This window comes from Vibrio sp. 1069 (genome assembly GCF_033340555.1).
Genome location: NZ_JAWOWP010000001.1, coordinates 446,905 through 467,406, shown reverse-complemented (window position 1 = coordinate 467,406; position 20,502 = coordinate 446,905). Strand labels below are relative to the sequence as shown.

The 20,502-nt window shown below is 42.3% G+C and carries 19 protein-coding genes and 1 riboswitch; of the genes, 10 read left to right on the top strand and 9 right to left on the bottom strand.

What is annotated here, in order from left to right; genetic code table 11:
* Window positions 1-67: 67 nt before the first annotated feature.
* Window positions 68-451, top strand: a complete 384-nt coding sequence (locus R7040_RS02100; RefSeq protein WP_054576467.1) for a hypothetical protein — start codon at window positions 68-70, stop codon at window positions 449-451.
* Between the two features lie 90 nt (window positions 452-541).
* Here R7040_RS02100 and R7040_RS02095 read toward each other — a convergent pair whose 3' ends face one another.
* Complete coding sequence (locus tag R7040_RS02095) at window positions 542-1,276, bottom strand: chromosome segregation ATPase (RefSeq protein WP_017820934.1); 735 nt, start codon at window positions 1,274-1,276, stop codon at window positions 542-544.
* A gap of 31 nt (window positions 1,277-1,307) precedes the next feature.
* Window positions 1,308-1,466, bottom strand: a complete 159-nt coding sequence (locus R7040_RS02090) for a hypothetical protein (protein WP_005377784.1) — start codon at window positions 1,464-1,466, stop codon at window positions 1,308-1,310.
* A gap of 527 nt (window positions 1,467-1,993) precedes the next feature.
* A riboswitch (glycine riboswitch) is annotated at window positions 1,994-2,093 on the top strand.
* A 122-nt stretch (window positions 2,094-2,215) separates the two neighbouring features.
* On the opposite strand from R7040_RS02090, the gene R7040_RS02085 reads away from it, so the two are divergent.
* The gene (locus R7040_RS02085; protein WP_005377785.1) at window positions 2,216-3,592 is read left to right on the top strand and encodes an alanine/glycine:cation symporter family protein; all 1,377 of its coding nucleotides are present in this window, start codon (window positions 2,216-2,218) and stop codon (window positions 3,590-3,592) included.
* A gap of 118 nt (window positions 3,593-3,710) precedes the next feature.
* On the opposite strand, the gene R7040_RS02080 is transcribed toward R7040_RS02085, so the two are convergent.
* Window positions 3,711-4,277 (bottom strand): hypothetical protein, encoded by a 567-nt coding sequence (locus R7040_RS02080; protein ID WP_005385713.1) that lies wholly within the window; start codon window positions 4,275-4,277, stop codon window positions 3,711-3,713.
* Window positions 4,277-4,912 carry a LysE family translocator gene (locus R7040_RS02075; RefSeq protein WP_213967975.1) on the bottom strand — a complete coding sequence of 212 codons (636 nt, stop codon included), beginning with the start codon at window positions 4,910-4,912 and terminating at the stop codon, window positions 4,277-4,279. The genes R7040_RS02080 and R7040_RS02075 overlap by 1 nt, the downstream gene beginning before the upstream one ends.
* 223 nt (window positions 4,913-5,135) lie before the next feature.
* On the opposite strand from R7040_RS02075, the gene R7040_RS02070 reads away from it, so the two are divergent.
* Complete coding sequence (locus R7040_RS02070) at window positions 5,136-6,608, top strand: carboxypeptidase M32 (protein ID WP_318081191.1); 1,473 nt, start codon at window positions 5,136-5,138, stop codon at window positions 6,606-6,608.
* Between the two features lie 70 nt (window positions 6,609-6,678).
* Here the strand turns inward: R7040_RS02070 and R7040_RS02065 are convergent, their stop codons facing one another.
* The 3 genes from R7040_RS02065 to R7040_RS02055 form a co-directional block, all read right to left on the bottom strand.
* Window positions 6,679-7,629: an LpxL/LpxP family Kdo(2)-lipid IV(A) lauroyl/palmitoleoyl acyltransferase gene (locus R7040_RS02065; RefSeq protein ID WP_064369089.1), complete on the bottom strand. Its 951-nt coding sequence runs from the start codon at window positions 7,627-7,629 to the stop codon at window positions 6,679-6,681.
* A 420-nt stretch (window positions 7,630-8,049) separates the two neighbouring features.
* Window positions 8,050-8,385, bottom strand: a complete 336-nt coding sequence (locus R7040_RS02060; RefSeq protein ID WP_069593657.1) for a DMT family transporter — start codon at window positions 8,383-8,385, stop codon at window positions 8,050-8,052.
* 123 nt (window positions 8,386-8,508) lie between these two features.
* Window positions 8,509-8,895, bottom strand: a complete 387-nt coding sequence (locus R7040_RS02055; protein ID WP_005377791.1) for a DUF6559 family protein — start codon at window positions 8,893-8,895, stop codon at window positions 8,509-8,511.
* A 340-nt stretch (window positions 8,896-9,235) separates the two neighbouring features.
* On the opposite strand from R7040_RS02055, the gene metA reads away from it, so the two are divergent.
* The 7 genes from metA (at window position 9,236) to R7040_RS02020 (ending at window position 19,347) form a co-directional block, all read left to right on the top strand.
* Window positions 9,236-10,177, top strand: a complete 942-nt coding sequence (metA, locus tag R7040_RS02050; protein ID WP_005377792.1) for a homoserine O-acetyltransferase MetA — start codon at window positions 9,236-9,238, stop codon at window positions 10,175-10,177.
* A gap of 179 nt (window positions 10,178-10,356) precedes the next feature.
* Window positions 10,357-11,082 carry a type IV pilus biogenesis/stability protein PilW gene (gene pilW, locus R7040_RS02045; protein WP_017820928.1) on the top strand — a complete coding sequence of 242 codons (726 nt, stop codon included), beginning with the start codon at window positions 10,357-10,359 and terminating at the stop codon, window positions 11,080-11,082.
* 267 nt (window positions 11,083-11,349) lie between these two features.
* A complete protein-coding gene (locus tag R7040_RS02040; protein WP_005385723.1) occupies window positions 11,350-12,279 on the top strand; it encodes a phosphate/phosphite/phosphonate ABC transporter substrate-binding protein in 930 nt (309 codons plus the stop codon).
* Window positions 12,279-14,435 carry an EAL domain-containing protein gene (locus R7040_RS02035; protein WP_318081190.1) on the top strand — a complete coding sequence of 719 codons (2,157 nt, stop codon included), beginning with the start codon at window positions 12,279-12,281 and terminating at the stop codon, window positions 14,433-14,435. Before R7040_RS02040 ends, R7040_RS02035 begins: the two co-directional genes overlap by 1 nt.
* Window positions 14,436-14,591: 156 nt before the next feature.
* The gene (locus tag R7040_RS02030; RefSeq protein ID WP_081248156.1) at window positions 14,592-17,768 is read left to right on the top strand and encodes a response regulator; all 3,177 of its coding nucleotides are present in this window, start codon (window positions 14,592-14,594) and stop codon (window positions 17,766-17,768) included.
* A gap of 9 nt (window positions 17,769-17,777) precedes the next feature.
* Window positions 17,778-18,254 carry a hypothetical protein gene (locus tag R7040_RS02025; protein WP_017633987.1) on the top strand — a complete coding sequence of 159 codons (477 nt, stop codon included), beginning with the start codon at window positions 17,778-17,780 and terminating at the stop codon, window positions 18,252-18,254.
* 1 nt (window position 18,255) lies between these two features.
* Window positions 18,256-19,347 (top strand): hypothetical protein, encoded by a 1,092-nt coding sequence (locus tag R7040_RS02020; protein WP_064353870.1) that lies wholly within the window; start codon window positions 18,256-18,258, stop codon window positions 19,345-19,347.
* Window positions 19,348-19,498: 151 nt separating this feature from the next.
* Here R7040_RS02020 and R7040_RS02015 read toward each other — a convergent pair whose 3' ends face one another.
* Window positions 19,499-19,810 (bottom strand): hypothetical protein, encoded by a 312-nt coding sequence (locus tag R7040_RS02015; protein WP_318095325.1) that lies wholly within the window; start codon window positions 19,808-19,810, stop codon window positions 19,499-19,501.
* Between the two features lie 202 nt (window positions 19,811-20,012).
* Window positions 20,013-20,447, bottom strand: coding sequence for a DUF962 domain-containing protein (locus tag R7040_RS02010; RefSeq protein ID WP_064353869.1), 435 nt, complete (start codon window positions 20,445-20,447; stop codon window positions 20,013-20,015).
* Window positions 20,448-20,502 lie beyond the last annotated feature (55 nt).

Below are 20,502 nucleotides of genomic sequence, written 5' to 3'. Positions count from 1 at the left end.
AATGTGACTTCAATAAATTAGACTCAAGGAAACATCAAAAGCGGCGTAGTAATAAGAAGGAATGCCCATGAGCTCAAGTATGATCCTTAGCGAATCCCTAATCGAGAGCGGAAGAGATATCCCCCTCAAAGAACTGCTTTATGCAAAGCGCGTGCTGGATAACTACATGGCAGTAGCCAAAGAAAGTAGCCCGCTTGAGCTATTAACTGAGATGAAATCGGCAGCAAAGCAAGTAGAATACTTTACAACGACGAGTAACCCGTGTGAGGCTCGTAATGTCATCAGTCAGATGATTGATAAAATCGACACCGCGGAATCTTTTGATTCGTTCAAAGCATTAGCAGGTAAGCCATCTCAAGCACTCAATGAACTAATTGAAGATCGAGCTCAGCTGATTAAACACGAACGAGAGCTCCTGCTCGCCTCAGGCTATGACGCCTCACGAATCTAATATACGCGACAGCCTAAAAGTCATAGCTAACAACGAAAAAGGAGCTCTTAAAGAGCTCCTTTTTCTTTTCAAAAATCGGATACAAAAGACTTAAAGGCCGATATCTTCCGTTATTGCTTTGATTTGTTTGAGGTCCATTTTATAGACTTCAATCATTTGATCGACCTGACTTAGTCGTGAATTAGCTTCGTCATGTTTATCACACGCGTCCGACTTCACGTCCCAAGATTTGCCTTCTAAAAATACGTCACACTCTTTCTTGAGTTTCTCAATCTTAGGTAATAATTTCGACCGTTCTTTCTCGAGAGACTCTAATTCTTGCGAAATTTTTAGCTCTTTCTGGAATACTTCGCGGGACCGCTCAAACATAGTCGCTTGCATATCCGCTTGACGACTCAACTTCTCATTTTCTGACTTCGTCGTGTTGATCTTATCTGCCTGCTGCTTCAATTGAGACTCTAGTGACAAGTTAACCTTCTCGACCTCAGTCAATTGCTTTTGCAACTTCTTAAGTGCTTTCTGGTGCGCTTCATCTTTCGCGGCGAGTAACTCACTAACTTGGTTTTGTATCTCTTGGTCAAGCGCCTCTTCACGCACTTTTACTTGAGATGCCAACTGGGTTTTATCTTGCGTTAGTGCTTGATACTTTTCTTCTAATACGTGGTAAGTCGATTCCCACTTGTTCGCAGTGACAACCGATCCAACAAGGCCACCAAATGCCAAGCCTAACACCGCAGCGATTGCGATATAGATATGCGTACGTTTGTCACGCTCTTCAATGACAACTACATCGTCTTGCTCTTCCATTTTGTTCTGAGAACTCACCGTATACTACTCCAAGGACTCTTTTACTTTGCTAGCGGATCAATTCCGCAAACATAATTGATGCTGTATAAATCAGAAATGCGCCAATTAATGTTATAACGGTCGCTTTTTGGACTTTTTCATTGGTTCGATAACGAAACAGCACAAATGCTACTGCAATCAACACCGCAATGGCTAATAATCTGGTCATACCGCCTCCTTGTCCACTCATGAAAAACTGCCTAGGTCCGTAGACTGTTTCACAAAGATTCATTGTAACCCATTTATACGTACCATAAGGTCAACTTAGCGTAGATTTTAAAATAAGTGCTCCGATTTTAATCAATTTTGTGTTCTTAATTGAATAACTTATGTCGTAACGATCGAAACACATTTATCGTTCTGAAGTGTTTTTGGTTTCCATTCCCTAACCCAATAAATTTTATTTATGCCGTGACTCGCACAAAAAGATTGGCAAACATACCTTCATGAAAATAGATGAGGTTATTTCATTGAAAATAAATTGACATAGGGTGTTGAAATGGACCAAAAACATGATAGAGTTCACACGTTAATGATGACCAGCATCATTAACTAACCTTTACTCATTTAATTGAGTAATTGTTCCGATGAAGACTGCAGGAGAGTGGTTATTAATCAAACTTTAACATTTGATTAGCATAACTCGCCGAAGAATTAACTATTTCAGGTGCTACCTAGGTAGCGGAGACTGTAGTTGGAGGAACCTCTGGAGAGAACCGTTAAATCGGTCGCCGAAGGAGCAAGTCTTGCACTCACGCAAGGTGAAACTCTCAGGCAAAAGGACAGAGGAGTGGAAAGTTACAACCTAACTATTTTGCTTGGCCTTCCCGCCTACAACCAATAGCTTAGTTCTTTTAGAGATCGTTGATCTCGTCCTTTCCCTCTTCTCCTTATTAGTTGTTTTATTAAGGGGAAATCATGAACAACCTACAATCTTTACTACAAACCATCGATAATTTTGTCTGGGGTCCACCGCTGCTTATTTTGCTAGTGGGTACAGGTGTTTACTTCACTTTTAGCCTTGGCTTGATCCAGTTTAAACACCTCCCAACAGCGCTAGCGATGGTATTCAGTAAAGATAAGTCATCTAATACTCAAGGTGACGTTTCTAGCTTTGCAGCTCTTTGTACTGCGCTCTCAGCAACAATTGGTACTGGTAACATTGTTGGTGTTGCCACAGCAATCAAACTCGGTGGACCAGGCGCTCTATTCTGGATGTGGCTCGCTGCCCTTTTCGGAATGGCGACTAAATACGCCGAATGTTTGTTGGCGGTTAAGTACCGAAGAGTCGATGATAAAGGCCAAATGATTGGTGGCCCAATGTATTACTTGCAATACGGTGTTGGCTCAAAAGCTCTCGCGATCATGTTTGCAGTGTTTGCTTTGGGTGTTGCTTGTTTTGGTATCGGTACGTTTCCACAAGTAAACGCGATTCTGGATGCAAGTGAGATATCTCTTGGTGTTAACCGTGAGCTATCTGCCTTCGTACTAACTCTTTTGGTTGCTTTCGTAACTTTGGGTGGCATCAAATCCATTGCTAACGTTGCAGGAAAAGTGGTTCCTACCATGGCTGTATTTTATGTGTTGGCGTGTTTAAGCGTGATCATCATGAATGCAGACCAATTGTTCAATGCCGTTGAATTAGTGCTGGTTTCAGCCTTTACATCAACAGCAGCGACTGGTGGTTTTCTAGGTGCAAGCATCATGTTGGCAATCCAATCAGGTATCGCTCGCGGTGTGTTCTCAAATGAATCTGGTTTGGGTAGCGCGCCTATGGCAGCAGCAGCAGCGAAGACAGACTCTTGTGTTAAGCAAGGCCTAATTTCAATGACGGGTACCTTTTTCGATACCATCATTATTTGTACCATGACAGGCCTTGCTCTAATCCTGACCGGTGCATGGCAAAGTGACCTAGCAGGCGCCGCGATGACGACTCATGCTTTTGCGGTGGGTTTAAATGCAGATACATTTGGCCCTATGCTCGTCTCAATCGGTTTGATGTTCTTCGCTTTTACCACCATTCTTGGTTGGAACTACTACGGTGAGCGTTGCGTTGTGTTCCTGTTCGGAACTAAAGCTGTGCTTCCATACAAACTGATTTTCGTTGGCTTGGTGGCATCTGGTGCATTCCTTCACCTCGATATGATTTGGCTACTGGCTGATATCGTAAACGGTCTGATGGCAATTCCTAACCTGATTGGTTTGATCGCACTGCGTCACGTCGTACTGGCAGAAACCAAACTGTTCTTTAGCTCAACATCGCAATCAGGTGAAGTTGAAGCAGTGAAAGCTTAGTGAAACGACAGCTGTTCGGTCACAAACTACCAGTAACGGAGAGCAAAGCACATTAGAAATGGTAAAAACATAAAGCCCGCTATTATTTAGCGGGCTTTATTTATCTTCGGTTAAATGGTTAATCTCTCAACCATTGATGCTCAACGTTTTCTCCACGTTCTTCAAAAAACTTCGCATTTTTTTGCTTGAATTGATCCGCTTTCAACTCTGATAGCGGCCAGTCTAAAAATGCTTCTGTTACAAACGAGTCGCCGACACCAACCTCAATCGATTCCAGATGTTTCCCGATGTAGCGATAAAAGTAGCCTTGCCCAAACGCATCGCACACCATAGGTACATGCCTGACACGTTGATGATTGACAGAGACCGAAGCCCAAGTCGTCGTTTTAGGTTCACAGGTTTGCTCTTTTACAACGTCGACCTCAAATTTATTGTCCATAGTTGTCGAAACAAAAACGACAATAGCGTCATGCAAATACACACGCCTGAGCAATAACTGTTTAGTGTCTTGAGTTCGCGTTTGTTGTATTCCATTAGCAAAAGGCTCGAAGTAGCCCCAGTGCCAAGACCAGATCATGCCGCGTTGCGCAAACTGTACTTGTGGCCACGTATGCCAAGCAACAGCGGCACCTATCCCCACAATAAATACAGCGAGTAGTATCAACAATCGATAAATATTACGCATTAAACGGGTTTTTCAATTAATAACTTCACACCAAGTGCGACTAATACTGCGCCCGTCGCGCCTTCCATCCACTTCATAAAGCTTGCATTCTTTAGTAGATTTTTAGCCGAGTTAAGCGCGCCAGCTAAACCACACTGCCAAACCATCGCAATAGCAAAGTGTACAGATGCCATCATCATTGATTGAAGCAAGGGTGAACCTTCTGGATTCACAAACTGTGGCAAGAAAGCCAAATAGAAGACCGCCGTTTTCGGGTTCAAGACGTTAGAAAGAAAGCCCTCTCTAAAAGAGCGCTTACCATTAAACACTTCGTGAATCTGCTCGGTCACGGTCAATCCATCTTTCAACGACATTAGCGCTTTTAAACTGCTCAAACCAAGCCAGATAAGATAAGCTGCGCCAATCATTTTTACGATTTGGAACAACTCTGCTGATTGCGCAAGAATCGCCGAGATACCAACCGCAGAAAAAAAAGCATGTACGAATAAGCCAAAGCAAATCCCTAGACTGGTTGTACATCCATCTTTTAGGCCCGAGCGGCTAGTGTTACGGATAACAAGTGCAGTATCTAAACCTGGCGTTAACGTTAAAATCGTAATGGCAATAATAAATGCCTCGAAATTCAAAATATCCATATTATCGTGATAATTAATTGTCAATCCTTCATCAATACCGCCAATCCACAAGATTCGCAAGCTTCTTTTTTAAGAGAGCTATACAACTGGGTGAGTTTATGGACAATGGGTTGGAGTTAATTATTAATTATTAGTAAATTAACGCAGGTTGCTTAGTGCAACACCATATGAAGGACCCGTTATCGGGTGTTTAGGGAAAGAACAAAAGAATAAGAGTAGTCACATGAACGCATTTACAAAACTCGTTGAACATTCCAAAAAAGTGGCAAATTTTGAGCATCTATCTGCCATCATAGATTGGGATCAAGCAGCGGTCATGCCACCTGGTGGCGCTGAAGCACGCTCGAATGCCACGGCAGAGCTTGATGTACATATCCATTCTTTAATGACTCAACCGCACTTGGGAGAGCTTTTCGCTCACGCAGAAGAAGACACGCTGTCTACAAAAGAAAAATCTATCCTAAGAGAAATGAAGCGTGGGTGGCAGCAAGCTAACTTACTACCAGAATCATTAGTTCAAGCTCAATCTCTTGCTGGCTCCAAATGTGAACATGCATGGCGTACACAACGTGGAGAAAATGACTGGGCTGGTTTTGAAAAGAACTGGGCTGAAGTAGTAAAGCTATCGCAGGAAGAAGCGCAAATTAGAGCCGAAGCAAATGGCACGACTCCTTATGATGCCATGCTCGATGTTTATGAACCTGGCACAACGTCTGCGTCGTTAGACATTCTTTTTGCTGACGTGAAAACCTGGCTTCCTACTTTGATCGATGAAGCGCTTGAAAAACAACAATCAGACAACATCTTATTGCCAACTGCGCACTACCCTGCGGAAAAGCAAAAAGCGCTCGGTTTGGAAGTCATGAAGCTACTTCAATTCGATTTTGAACACGGTCGACTTGATGAGAGTACCCACCCATTTTGTGGCGGTGTACCGACAGATGTGCGTATTACGACACGTTATAATGAAAACGAGTTTGTCCAATCATTGATGGGGATTGTCCACGAAACTGGCCATGCTCGATACGAGCAAGGGCTACCAAAAGATTTATCAGGAACACCCGCGGGAGAAGCTCGCTCTATGGGTATTCATGAATCACAATCACTCTTCTTTGAAATGCAAATAGGACGAAGCAGCGCGTTTATCGATCACCTCGCTCGACTGGCTTCTAACCATTTTTCTGGTAGTGAATTCGAAAAAGCCAATTTAGCCAAAATTTACACTCGCGTAGAAAAAGGCTTTATTCGCGTAGATGCTGACGAACTAACATATCCTGCTCACGTTATTCTTCGATATGAAATTGAGCGAGATCTCATGAACGGCGTCATCAAACATACAGATGTACCAGAACTCTGGAACGAAAAGATGAAAGCGTACTTGGGGCTATCAACCGAAGGAAACTTCAAAAATGGCTGTATGCAAGATATCCATTGGACAGACGGAAGTTTTGGCTATTTCCCGTCCTACACGCTCGGTGCGATGTACGCTGCACAATTTATGGCAGCAATGAAACAAACCGTCGATGTAGATGCGGTTATTCGTTCTGGCGACTTAGCTCCGATATTCAATTGGCTCTCGGAAAACATCTGGAGTAAAGGTAGCTTATTCACCACTGATGAGTTGGTAAAACAAGCCACGGGTGAAACACTGAATGCTAAACACTTTCAAGCTCACCTAAAAGATCGCTACTTATAAAGCGAAAAGAATAGAAAGTAAAAGCCCAAGGTTCGTATGTTCCTTGGGCTTTTTGTAGGCTCTCTATGTGTTATGCCAAGCTAGGGATGAGCCTAGGCTTGTACAAACAGTCCTCACCCTCTGGTCTAGTTTTAAACCGACGATGAAGCCACATATACTGGCTCGGACTTGCCATGATTGATGTTTCAACTATTTGATTCACGAATGCGGCGGCACGTTGATGATCCTCTTTCGGGAAACCTTCGACGGGCGCACTAATGGTTAGGGTATAGTGTCCGTCTTTTCCTCTTACCATCGTAAAAGGCACAATGGCGCAATCTGTAGAATCAACCAACAAACTTGTACCTGTCGTAGTACAAGCATTTTTAACGGCAAATAACGGTGCAAATGTCGAGCGTCGGTTACCATAATCGTGGTCCGGTGCATACCAAACCCGCTCACCCGTTTTAAGTGCTTCAAGCATGGCTTTGACGTTTTTACGATCAATCAGTGTACGATTAGAGCGAGAGCGTCCCTTATACTGAAAATAATCAAAGCACGGATTATTGTTTGGGCGATAAACACCGGTTCCAGACTTTTTAATGCCAAAAGCTCGAGCACCTAACTCTAGATTCATTGAGTGTACGGCCAACATTAATGCACCTTTGCCTGACTTCTCTAAAGCCTCTAGATGCTCCATGCCTTTTATCGTGACGTGTTTGTTTACCCGTTTATCTGACCAAAACCATGCCATTGCGGTCTCAAAAAGTGCGATGCCAGTATTGTCGATGTTGTCTTTTAGAATTGCTTCGCGTTGGCATTCTTCCATATGAGGGAAGCAAAGCTCAAGATTGCGTCTGATCGTAACTTGACGTTTTCTCATGAGTCGCATAGCTAAACGACCAATGTTGCGTCCCAAAGCTAGTTGAACTTTAAAAGGAAGGAGGCTAAGTAAGTACATCACGCTAATGATAATTAACGTTCCCCAGTAACGAGGCAAAAGAAATTCGGCCTTGAATGCAGGCTTTTTGTATTTGTTCATGTAAGTATTGTCAGATGTGCCCATCTATAAGTGATAAAAACAATGATAATGGACTGCACTTTTATCATTGATAACGCTAATAACATAAATTAAAGCGCGCGGATTCTATGGTTCTTCGACACACTACACAATAAGAACTTTGCAGAAATATGTAGGGAATGAAAAAGCAGTAAAGATGAGTCGCCACGTTAACATCTATCGGAGTGATTTATCTACTGCCCTTTCCTAAAGTTTGAAGAAACATAACTTTGTATTTTCAATGCGCTAAATAATGCCTGTGTTTCAATCACATAATGCGACCGTGATGAATGCAACAATAAGACGTCATATCAATACTCGCCATTAGCGATTGAATTTGCACTAAAAAGCCGCAGCAATTTCTCGCTGCGGCTTCTTATTCACTTAACAAGTAGAGTGGCGTTATTCGTGCCCTACTGTTTTGGATAATAAATTTACGATCAACACACCAGCGATGATAAACCCAATACCAACTAGGGCTGGTAAGTCTAGACGCTGTCCGTAAACAAAGTAACCAACCGTCGCAACCAAAACGATCCCAGCACCACTCCATATGGCATAAACAACCCCAACAGGCATTGTTTGCACTGTGACGGAAAGCAAGAAGAAAGCGATGCCGTAACCAATCAAAACGACTGTGCTCGGCATTACTTTCGTAAATTGCTCTGTTTTGGGAATATAAGAAGTGGCAATCACTTCACATACAATCGCTATCGACAGCGCCAACATTGGTGGCATAGAGACAAGCATTTTGAACATAAGGCATTAACGCTCAACAGAAATGTAACCGACAACATGTCCGGATAATTAGGCCGCGCATTATACCCAACTCATCTCACGATGGAATACCACTAACGATGTTTACACACCATCACTTTCGCTTACTTTTTGATGACCAGGTGAAAGGCTGACGTTTTGGTGCTGACGAGAAATTTCAAAGTAGATATGCATATCAATCGGCTCAGGTGTATTGAGTAGCATCTTACCTACTTCACGTTGGAAATGACCATAATTACCTAGCTCATCCGTTAGTTCTAGGAGCTCGTAAGAGGCTTCATCGGCAAACATTCCATACGCATACTGATAATGACTGATATCCTTGCTCTTATCATAACCCAGCTTTTGAAGAGCTTGATCAATCTCTTCCGGCGTATAAATGTCTTTATCACCAAACGAATGCAGTAGCACGCAAGGAACTTCTTGAGCGATGCTCTGAATCTTTGTCTTTCTCTTGAAAATACCGAACATAATGTCCTCCACTGACGATGTTTCCAAATATGCACATTAATGCAAAATGGTGAGCTGATTGTTTTTAGTATGGCTCATTAATTTGAGACTTCCTTACTACGAAGTCACCTTCACATATTAACGTGATCGCATAATTACCAGCAAATAGTACACACTGCGTTTCAAACCTATCTCATCAGAAACTCTGCTTTAGTCACAATTGTGTGACAACCCCGAGTACGGTTTACCATAATGTAAAGAGTAGATTGAAAAGTCGGATTTCGTATCGACATCTAAACTTAATTAAGTTAGCTTTAGAAGTATAGACGTCTAGATTGACTATACTTAGGGAGAGAAAGTCGTGCCAATTAGAATTCCAGATCAATTACCAGCTACCGATGTATTAAGGACAGAAAACATCTTCGTGATGAGTGAAACGCGTGCAGCGAGTCAGGAAATACGTCCTTTAAGAGTGCTGATCCTTAATCTGATGCCAAAAAAAATAGAAACTGAAACTCAGTTTCTGCGTCTACTCTCAAACAGCCCACTACAGGTTAACGTCGAATTACTGCGCATTGATAACCGCCCGAGTAAAAATACGCCAACTGAACATTTAGACACGTTTTATCGCCAATTTGAAATGGTGCGAGATAAAAACTTCGATGGCATGATCATTACTGGGGCTCCATTAGGTTTGGTGCAATTTGAAGATGTCATTTATTGGGATCATCTCAAAACCATCATGGAGTGGGCAAAAGATCATGTGACATCCACTCTTTATGTTTGCTGGGCTGCGCAAGCAGGGTTAAAGCTACTCTACGATCTACCTAAAAAAACGCGTAAAGAAAAACTTTCAGGCGTGTATCATCATCAAATCCATCATCAGTTTCACCCTATCTTACGCGGATTTGATGACACGTTTTTGGCTCCTCACTCGCGTTACGCAGATTTTTCGCCTCACTTTCTAGAAGAGCATACTGACTTAGACATTTTAGCGACATCGGATGTCGCAGGTGTGTACTTGGCCACCACAAAAGACAAACGAAATGTCTTTGTCACAGGACACCCTGAGTATGATTCCCACACTTTACATAATGAATATATCCGAGATTTAAGCGAAGGTATGGAGCCCGCTATTCCTGTCAACTATTACCCAAACAACAACCCAGATAACCCGCCAATTGCAAGCTGGAGAAGCCATGGACACCTCCTCTTTTTAAACTGGCTGAACTACTGTGTTTATCAGCAAACACCGTACGATCTCGATCACTTCAGTGAAGATGCTTTCACTAAAGACGATTAGCTTCAAAATAAGCAAACAAAGCACTCATCATTACCGAAATGTAATATGTGAACCAAGCCGCCATATGGCGGCTTTTTCATAACAGTTTGCAAACCTGATCGCATAGTGTTTTTTCCTCAATAGGTTTTTGCTAAGTAATTCATATCATGCAGAAAGATTCAGGGATGTAGGGATAAAGAATGAAAACAGCAAAGCTCGGTGCACTAATATTATTGTCTCAGTTTGCACTCGTGGGTTGCGTGACGGTGAAAGAAGATGGAAGCCCTGTCGTTAAAGCCGATCCTGTGGCAATGGCAGAATCACGTATCGCACTTGGCTTAGGTTATTTAGACGGCGGTAACATGATTCGCGCGCATGATAACTTACAACAAGCCTTAAACCACGCACCTCAATACTATCGCGCGCAATTATCTATGGCTCACTACTACGAAACGGTTGGTGAAGATATTAAAGCCGAACAGATGTATAAACGCTCTCTACGCCAACACACTAAAAACGGAAATGTGCTCAATAACTACGGTACTTTTCTTTGCAAGCGAGGTGACTTCGAAAAAGCCGATCAGATGTTTAATCGAGCCATTGAGCAGCCTTATTACTACCTTATTCCAGCAAGCTATGAGAATGCAGCTTTTTGTGCGCTAAAATCACAAGATAAAGACAAAGCGAGATACTACTTTACTAGAGCTATCGATCATGACCCTCATAGACCAAAATCGATTTTGCAACTCGCTAAAATAGAAATTGATAGCGGTGATTATACTGAAGCTAGAATTCGATTAATGAGATTCAATCAAATGTATGGCGTGAAGAAGCCCTCTTTGCAACTCATGATTCAACTTGAACGTGCAGCAGGCAATGAAGCTCTCGAGAAAAAGTATCAAAAACAATTGGAAAAATTTTCTTAGTACAAAATAGCGATACATAAGGCGCATTAGCTCACAGCCAATACAGCGCTTGACCAAGAATCCAGTGAATTCAGACTCACGGTGATACATTCATCCTGTACATAAACGTCAAATTCGGTACTATTTGAACGGAATAAGTGACCAAGTCACATTATAAAAAGTGCGCACACAACGAAATTTGTACATCATACTGTTTTTAAGATTGATTTCGGCACATTGATAAATACTAAATATTACTGACATGCACCAGAAGGAAGTTGAAGCCGGATGAAACCTGCCTGCACTCTGTTATTACTCACTTTGCTGAGTTCACCTTTTGTCGTCAGTGCACAAGAAAATATTGAGAAAACATTCACATTTGGCATTGTGTCCAATAAAGCCCAAAGCAAAATCAAAAAAGCGACGCCCCTTACTCAGTATGTAACTGAAAATATGGCTGAATATGGTTACGCAAAAGGGGCGGTAAAGGTATTTAAAAATTATCGTCAGCTCGCGGTTGCGCTTGAAAATGGCACCGTTCAAATTGCAACGGCGACCCCCTTTAATGCGATGACCTTAGAAAAGGAGTCTAATAGCCAAGTTCTTGCTATACGATGGAAAAAAGGCCTACAAAAATATCATACGGTGTTCTTTACTAATAAAGAGAGTGGCATTGAGTCACTTTCTGACCTGCGCGGAAAAACGCTTGTTTTCGAAAAGCGCACGTCTACCAGCAGCTATTACCTACCTGCGATTACATTGCTGAACCACGGAGAAAAACTGCAATACCTTCCCTCTCCTGATGACAAACCGGCCAAAGACAGCATTGGTTATTTATTCCTTGATGAGCAACTCGCTCAGTCAAATGAAATCAACCTATCTGTATGGGTATATAAACAGAGAGTTGCAGCTGGAGCATTCAGTAACTTCAACTGGAACAATCCCAAAGATTTGCCAGAGAACATGAAAGACAAACTAGCGATTTTTTCTCGTTCTGTTGAAATACCCAGGGATTTGATTCTCGCTTCTCCAAGCATGAGCCTAGAGCAACAGCGTAAAATCACGTCCATACTGCTTGATATGGATACAACTCACGAAGGCTCTCTCGCACTTAAAAAGTTTCAGAACACCAAAAAATTCAGCGCGCTTACTCCAGAAATGCGAGCCTCCTTAAGTACAGTGCGCAAGTCAGTTCACTTGTTACCGAAGGTGGATTGATGTTTCAAAAGCTCTCACTCGAAACCAAATACATTTGCTCGACAATGTTCGTTGTCTTGTTTGTTGTGGTGATAAATCTTGCGCTATACATGCACGGTTACGATGCGTATTCAAATAGCTTAACTCAACAAATCACGAACAACTCTCAAGAAAAAACAGAATCTTACGTTAAGCAAAAAGGGTTGGTTTATGCAGAGCTATTATCAAAACAGCTTTTTGATCCACTCTATACAGACAATATCAGTCAAGCGTATGAGCAAATTAAGGCAACATTGAGCCAGCCAGATGTCTCGAAAATACATGTTGTTGACAATGAAGGGCTAATCTTTCACGACGGCACTACTCAGCTAAGGATGTTTGCCCAACCTCATTACCGCTCTCCTTTTATTTTGAAAGCAATAGAAGAATCTAGAACTCTCGTTTCCTTTTCCAAGCATCAGTTGGAGATCGCAGCGCCGATTCAGCAATCAAACATTACTCTTGGGGCGGTGTATCTTGAGCTTAACTTGATACATCTACTGGAAGAGAAAGAACAGAATATTGAACAAGTCCAAGCGATTACCTCAAACGATAAACAGAAGATGTTTAACTTGCTGCTAACGATCAGTGGGATATCCGTTCTATTCGGTAGCATCATCGCTTATGCTTTGGGGCGGTCGTTAACTAAACCACTCAAGCAACTAAAAGATCAATTTTCAGAGTCAAATACCCAAGCGCTGCCAGTCACCGACATACAAAGCAAAGATGAAGTGGGAGAACTTATTTCGGCGTACAACAAAATGTCAAACAAAGTGAACCGATACACCAGCCGAGTTGAGTTCATGGCGTACCACGATATTCTGACTTCCCTGCCAAACCGAGAAAAGTTACTCATTGATATTCAAACGCAAATAACTGACCACAAATCCCCCTCACTCGCGGTTGTGTTTATTGACTTGGATGACTTTAAGCACATTAACGATAACTATGGACATAACATTGGGGATAAATTGCTAGGCCATCTTGCCTCAGAGCTTCAAGGCCGTTTGCCGAGTTATTTTAAGCCGCTTTACCGCCTTTCTACCATCGTAAGTCGAGTAGGTGCGGATGAATTTGTACTGGCCTTTCCGTGCTCGGACAATCATGAAGCTAGAGAAAAAGCGAACGATATACATCGCCAACTACTCTCTCCCTTTAGTTTGGAAGAGAACGATATTCAAATTACGGCAAGCCTCGGAATTGCTGTGTATCCAGAATTTGGTTCAAACGCTGAGTCTCTTTTACAGCTTTCCTCTCTTGCGGCGCAGGAATCTAAAAGACGCGGTAAAGACATTATGACGATATACGATTCCACGTTTGATGAAACGATTAAACAACGTTTATACATAGAACGAGAACTGCGTCGTTCAGTACGTGACTTGTCTCAATTCGAGCTGTGGTATCAACCACAATTTGATCTAAAAACCTATCACCTAATTGGGGTCGAAGCATTGGTTAGGTGGAATCATCCCGAGAAAGGCTATATCAGTCCAGAATCGTTTATCCCGATCGCAGAGCAAAGTGATTTAATATTGGAGCTTGGAGAACATATCATTGAGACGGCAGTTGCTCAGCGGGCAATGTGGGCAGAACATTTCGGTACTGATTTTCACATCGCATTAAACTTGTCCCCAAGACAAATCTATCGCCAAGATTTAAGTCAATTATTTTCTAAGTATTTACGACGACATGATGTCGCCCCTCAAACCATTCATGTTGAAGTGACAGAGTCACTTTTTATTGATGATACAGAGAAAGCTCAATATGTGCTTAAAAAACTACAAAGTATCGGAGTGGAAGTTTGGCTAGATGACTTTGGTACGGGGTATTCAGCCCTTGCCTACCTACAACATATGGCTTTTGACGGGCTCAAGATTGATCGTTCATTTATCGCTCAAATCCGAAAAAGCGATCAAGACGATTCATTAGTTCGCGCGATTGTATCCATGGCTCACAACCTAAGAATGAAAGTAGTAGCCGAAGGCGTAGAAACTCAAACTCAACTCACACGAATGGAGTCTCTCCACTGTGACGTCGTACAAGGCTTTTTCTTAGGTAGGCCTGTACCTGCTGAGGAATTGATTGCATTTGAATACCAACGAGGGAGTGGCGCTCAAAGCGTCAATCACTTTGCTTAGAACGCCGTTTTGTTAACTATTGCCGCTTAGCGCGTTAGTACTCGTAATGCAATATCGGTCACACTTCCCCCACCTCATTAATATGAATTTTCTCTTAAAATCTAACATCTGAGATAAATAAACTACACTTTTCATATCAACTTCTTGGATATGGAAATGCGCGTGGTAGGAATCTTTTCTTGGAACAACCTGTCGGTAAAACAAAAGCTATTTGGGTTGGTTTTGCTGCCAATTTTATTGTTGCTTGTCCTCGCGGGTAAACATGTACAAAGCCTTTCTATCCAGGCTCAGGAACTACAAAAAGCACAGTTATTCTCTGTCTACATCGACCGCGTATCTTCGCTTTATCACCTACCGAATAACCCTGATGTAATAGATAAGCAACTAAAAACTCAGCAGATATCTCAATTGTTACGCGACACTGCAGCACCAGTATTCGGTGAAAACGCTGAGATACTAAACCAGTTGACAAGCTTTGAGGAAGCAACCCTCTCGATGCTCTCTTCGCAAAATCAAGAAGAAAAGTTAGATGCGGCAGAGTGGCGCGCTGATACGTTCAAAGAAATCCTCATGAGCTTAGACAAAGTCTATTTTAGAAATGTGAGTTATGAAACAAACACTCACCTTTCTTCTTTGATGCAACTTGAATGGTTGATGTTTTGGTCTACTGAAGAGCATAGATTAAGCGAATATTTGATTCGATCTTCAGAGGAAAATAACGAGTACGACCTCACAACACAGGCTTCTATCCAATCTTTAATCCAGAACCAACAACTATTTCTAGAGCGTTTTGTGACGCTAAATGCCAACCAACAACAAGTAGATCTGCTCATTGAGACGTTTACGGGTGAAGTCTTTATCAAAAGCCAAGAGTTTCGTGCTTATTTATTGCAACCAGCTCAACTCAAATCATTAACCCCGGATGAGATTGATGCGGGGTTATCTGCACTCAACAAACGCTTATCGTTATTACAAAGTGTTGACGACAAAATGGAACAACAGCTGAGTGATGATATATCAAAGACAATCAACACGACGACACAGCACCGCTTTACCTTTATCGCAATGATGAGCCTTTTAACGCTGTTGGTCGTAAGTTTAACGCTAAGATTGGTGCGAAAAGTTACTGGAAACTTGAATCTAGTCCTCAAATTTCTCAGTAACGAAAGCAATGAACAAAGTAACACTGAAAATTCACCTCTTGCTCAACTAATAAAGGGTAAAGACGAGCTGAGTAAGTTTGCTCGAGAGGTAAAAAAGCTTAGTGATGAGCGGATGTTGTCCAGACTAAAGCTCACACAAGCTAAAGAAGATGCAGAACAAGCAAAAGATGATGCAATTAAGGCGAGTAAAGCCAAAAGTAGCTTTTTGGCCAACATGTCCCACGAGATCCGCACGCCGCTAAATGGCGTTATTGGCATCTCTGAAGTGTTATCCGATACTTCCCTGACTGCCACACAACGCGATTACGTCGACACGATTGAAACCTCCTCCCAACTGCTTTTGAGTTTAATTAATGACGTTCTAGACTTCTCAAAAATTGAATCTGGGATGTTGCTCATTAGCCCACATTCAACTTGTGTTCGAGAGTCTATCTATGACATTGCTTCTATCATTTCACCGAAAGCAAAGGAAAAAGGCATCGATGTGCAAGTCAACATTAGCCGTAACACGCCTTACCACGTAATGTTGGATGACCATCGTATACGCCAAGTTGTCATGAACTTCATGTCTAACGCGGTAAAATTTACCGAACAAGGCAGTGTAGAGCTATCGGTCATCACCCGCGAAATAAAAAATGGTGAAGCGGTCATCGAGTTTTCCGTTAAAGATTCTGGGATTGGTATTGATGCCCAGCAGCAAAAGAAAATATTTGCTCCATTTGCCCAAGAGGATAACTCTACTACCCGACAATTTGGGGGAACTGGACTTGGGCTTGCCATTAGCACGCAATTAGTTGAGCTAATGGGTGGAGAAATTCAACTTGAATCCGAGAAAGGTAAAGGCAGTCGCTTCTTCTTTGAACTAACTGCTCCTGTTGTGACGCAAGAGTTTAACGCTTATCACGCTCTGAATCACAACGACATATGGATTGTATGCAGCAGTACTCAACTAGAACAAAAACTGCGTAACGAGTTAAGTTTTTTCAACATCAATATAACGCAGTCAGTAGATACCTTAAGTGCGTTGCCAACGTGGATTGATAACGAGCGCGTTATCGTTATTCATGTAGAAGGATCACCAAATGCAGCGGCGATGCATATCGATGAGATAGAAAGCCTTTGTAAACGAAACATTCGTGTCTGCCTCATCAAGCACCTTCATAGCCCACAATTCGACTTTAGAAACAATATCAGCGCCTTGGTCACTCAGCCACTACTAGGGCAGCGCTTAATTAAAGCACTTGAAAGTTGTGCGGCAAATTTCTCGCACGCACAACAAGAGAGCACTTCAGCGCAACATGTTAAATCTCTGCCGAAAGTTTTGGTCGTTGATGACAATACGGTCAATCAAAAAATCGCGGGGCTACACGTCACAAAAGCTGGCTTCGACTTTGATGTCGCAGTAAACGGACAAGAAGCGGTTGAGAAATTTCAACAGAATCAGTACAGCCTAATTTTAATGGACTGCATGATGCCCGTAATGGATGGATTTGAAGCCACCCAAATAATTCGTCAAATAGAAGTAAAAGAAAAACGCGCTTTCAGAATTCCGATTATTGCTCTAACGGCAAGTGTGGTCGATGACGATATACAAAAATGCTTTGACGTTGGAATGGATGACTATGTGCCCAAACCGTTTAAAGCAGGGTTGCTTAAAGAGAAGTTAGATAAGGCAATAGGGTTACGCGTTTCCAACACGACGCCTGCTGAACCACACCAAGAGAACACCACCCCCGATAAAACTCATGAACTACCTGCAAGTTCTGAGCAACCAGAAGCAACGGTAACGCCTATTCGCTCCGAACGCATCTTGCTTGTCGAAGATAATAGAGTGAACCAGAAAGTGGCTTCTCTATTGCTATCTAAAGCAGGCTATCAATTCGAAGTCGCAGAAAACGGTCAAATTGCAGTCGAAATGTTCCAAAAAGATGGAAAGTTTGATGTTATTTTGATGGATTGCATGATGCCCATAATGGATGGGTTTGAAGCTTCTAGGCAAATTAGAGCTTATGAAGCGAGTAAAGGATTAGCTAAGACGCCCATTATCGCATTAACAGCAAGCGTCGTTGATGATGATATTCAACGCTGCTTTGATTCAGGAATGGATGCCTACGTACCAAAGCCTGTGCGCAAAGAAAAACTGTTGTATCAAATTGAACAAGCAATGTAGGTGGATTCTATGAGTAGAAATCATTCTCGCGTTGCTTTTCCTTTGCGTTACATAAAACGCTATCTGTTTATTCTGATTGCCCTTCTTTCATTAAATTGCCAAGCTCTCGCTGCAGAGAGCTACGCCGTTTTCTCATTTAATGACGAATTCTCTCCGCTCACTGTCAATAAAGCGCGAAAGTTGTACAGAGGGAAGACGCAACTTTTACAAGGCCAGCGAATTGAACTCTCTGACTGGCCTGCGACATCAACAGAAAGAGCTGAGTTCTATCGTTATCTTCTCAACAAAAATTTAGCGCAAATGAACGCGCATTGGGCAAGCTTGTCTTTTTCAGGTAAAGCTAGACCGCCAAAAGTGATTGCACGCTCCAGCATTGATGACCTCATAGCATGGATGCAAGAGAAGCCGAATAGAATTGGTTATGCCCCAACATCGAGCGTCCCTAGTAATGCTCATGTTTTATGTGTGGTTAGCTCGGAGAATTGATATGAAAAAATATTTAACCATGTTATCGCTGAGTATCGCGACCTTTCCGAGCTCAGCCACGATTGAACTAACAGAACAACTTTCTTTAAGTGGTTTTGGCTCTACTTCGTGGGCAAAATCCGATAACCCAACTACGGTACTAGTTAACCGCTTTATTGGCGATGAATCTTGTTTCGATTGCGATACCACTTTCGGCATGCAGCTCGATTATTTTCACAAGGCATTTCGGGCATCCGCACAAGTCGTAAAGCGCCCGCAAGACCATTGGAGCTCGCCTCAGCTCGAGTGGGCGTATTTGGCTTATACCTATAAAAACATAGAAATAAGAGGAGGACGCTTAAGACTGCCACTGTTTTTGATGTCTGAGTACAACTATGTCGGTCACGCTTTTACCCAAGCCCGCCCACCGAATGAGGTATATGACAGCATTCTAGGTATCACGGCTTATAACGGCCTATCTGCACGCTGGATTCATGACCTTAATGAGCAAGTCGTACTTACCGCCATGCCGTTTGTCGGGTTTAAAGACAATAGTGACGTAACCATCAATGAACGTACTGAATTGGAAATTGAGTCAAACAACACTGCAGGGATGAACTTAACGCTAAGCGGAGAGAGCTATCGTTGGAATTTTTCCTACCTCCACGGCGATTATGATCAAACAACGACGCTCTCTAACATTGAGCAGTCCACTCCCGGTGGCGGAACCACAATCATTGACCGTCTAGTTGAAACAGAAAAAAACAACACGATCGATCTGTTTTCTCTAGGGTTAAGATACGAGCTCGATAACATTGTGATTATGGCAGAAGGACAGACCAGCAATCTTTCCTCATCTTGGTACGCGACAACAAGTTATAATGTAAAAAAGTTGACTCCTTATATTGTTTACGGTCAGCAGTTTAATAGTCGGGATAAAAAAAGTGGAGACAGTTTCTTACTCGGATTGAGATACGACCTAGATTACAACGTTTCCCTAAACGCAGAATGGCAAAGGTTCAACGCCTACAATAATAGCTCTGGCGCGTTTTCATCAGCCCCAAAGGATGACAGTGCGAGCCTTTATACGCTAATGCTCAACTTCGTTTTTTAATGTTTCTTACAGTACCAATTTCCACAACGCTAGGGGCTGTTGCATTAAGAAGGCTTTTTGCAACACGTAACTAAACGCTAAACGACTGAAAGGGGTAAAATCGAACAGTTCAGATAGATAAGTGGCAATCCAAACATAGACAAAGGTTACTCTATTTCGGTTTGTTTTGATTGTCTTTTAACCGCTTTTCTTTGCGTCGCAGTGCCCGGAAAAACTTTGACTCTTCGTGGTACCAACCAAGGACACTAATTGGAAAGCCCACGAGCATCATAATAAAAACATCCGCAGGGAGTTGTTCCCAAATGTCGCTTAAAGAATGCAGCTCTCCCAAAATGAACAAACCGATGACTTTACCAAGCAGTAATGCACAACAAATCATAAAGAAGGACTTTAATATATAGTGCCATTTGCCTTTTTTACGCTCTTCTCTCCAATAGGCATACTTATATTGTCGATCGTACATTCATCCCCCTAAAGTAAACTTGCCGTAAGTTTAAGCATCTCGATAGCGTAAAGTGCGTTGGCACCTCTTTAATCATAGTGCGTATCTAAAGTGAATGCTTGTCGTGGCAATAAGAAGGAGATGTATTCTGTAGTAAGAGCTACATAATCTCTGAACGTTATATGTCTTGTGTAATTCGGATGATGCCTGATTTTGCTTATCGCTAGTGTTTTCTGAACACCCAAATCGGGCCGATGAGTAGAAACTGTAAATCCTCAAAAAACGACGGTTTTTTACCTTCAATCTTGTGACCGATAAATTGCAATATCCACAATACACCAAACAAGAGCATAGAAATATGCAGAACGGGCAACATCAATACCTCTAGAGACCAAATAAGGCCAATGCACGCTAATGTGTAGCCGATCATCATCATGAATACGCTCAGAGACAAACGAAAATAGAAAACCCAAGTGGGGATCACTGCTACCCAAACCCAATTAAGTTCGAAGCCTAATAATGAAATCTGGGGAATCGACCAAATAAGTCCAACCACAGAAATGTAGATACCTGGAACTGCGATTGTGTGAATCTTTTGGTTGATAGGGTTTTGGTGACTCTCCCCGTATTCTTTTAGCCATTCAGATAATGCTCGCATATCATTCCCCTTTTCCACCTTCTTATTCTTATATAGCCCGAGGATGAAAAAGGTG

Coding starts and splice junctions, on each gene's coding strand:
- R7040_RS02040 (WP_005385723.1), top strand. CDS start 11,350: ATGAAACCTGCCTGCACTCTGTTATTACTCACTTTGCTGAGTTCACCT.
- R7040_RS02020 (WP_064353870.1), top strand. CDS start 18,256: ATGAAAAAATATTTAACCATGTTATCGCTGAGTATCGCGACCTTTCCG.
- R7040_RS02025 (WP_017633987.1), top strand. CDS start 17,778: ATGAGTAGAAATCATTCTCGCGTTGCTTTTCCTTTGCGTTACATAAAA.
- R7040_RS02010 (WP_064353869.1), bottom strand. CDS start 20,447: ATGCGAGCATTATCTGAATGGCTAAAAGAATACGGGGAGAGTCACCAA.
- R7040_RS02100 (WP_054576467.1), top strand. CDS start 68: ATGAGCTCAAGTATGATCCTTAGCGAATCCCTAATCGAGAGCGGAAGA.
- R7040_RS02070 (WP_318081191.1), top strand. CDS start 5,136: ATGAACGCATTTACAAAACTCGTTGAACATTCCAAAAAAGTGGCAAAT.
- R7040_RS02075 (WP_213967975.1), bottom strand. CDS start 4,912: ATGGATATTTTGAATTTCGAGGCATTTATTATTGCCATTACGATTTTA.
- R7040_RS02060 (WP_069593657.1), bottom strand. CDS start 8,385: ATGCCACCAATGTTGGCGCTGTCGATAGCGATTGTATGTGAAGTGATT.
- pilW (WP_017820928.1), top strand. CDS start 10,357: ATGAAAACAGCAAAGCTCGGTGCACTAATATTATTGTCTCAGTTTGCA.
- R7040_RS02015 (WP_318095325.1), bottom strand. CDS start 19,810: ATGTACGATCGACAATATAAGTATGCCTATTGGAGAGAAGAGCGTAAA.
- R7040_RS02035 (WP_318081190.1), top strand. CDS start 12,279: ATGTTTCAAAAGCTCTCACTCGAAACCAAATACATTTGCTCGACAATG.
- R7040_RS02030 (WP_081248156.1), top strand. CDS start 14,592: ATGCGCGTGGTAGGAATCTTTTCTTGGAACAACCTGTCGGTAAAACAA.
- R7040_RS02085 (WP_005377785.1), top strand. CDS start 2,216: ATGAACAACCTACAATCTTTACTACAAACCATCGATAATTTTGTCTGG.
- R7040_RS02055 (WP_005377791.1), bottom strand. CDS start 8,895: ATGTTCGGTATTTTCAAGAGAAAGACAAAGATTCAGAGCATCGCTCAA.
- R7040_RS02090 (WP_005377784.1), bottom strand. CDS start 1,466: ATGACCAGATTATTAGCCATTGCGGTGTTGATTGCAGTAGCATTTGTG.
- R7040_RS02080 (WP_005385713.1), bottom strand. CDS start 4,277: ATGCGTAATATTTATCGATTGTTGATACTACTCGCTGTATTTATTGTG.
- R7040_RS02065 (WP_064369089.1), bottom strand. CDS start 7,629: ATGAACAAATACAAAAAGCCTGCATTCAAGGCCGAATTTCTTTTGCCT.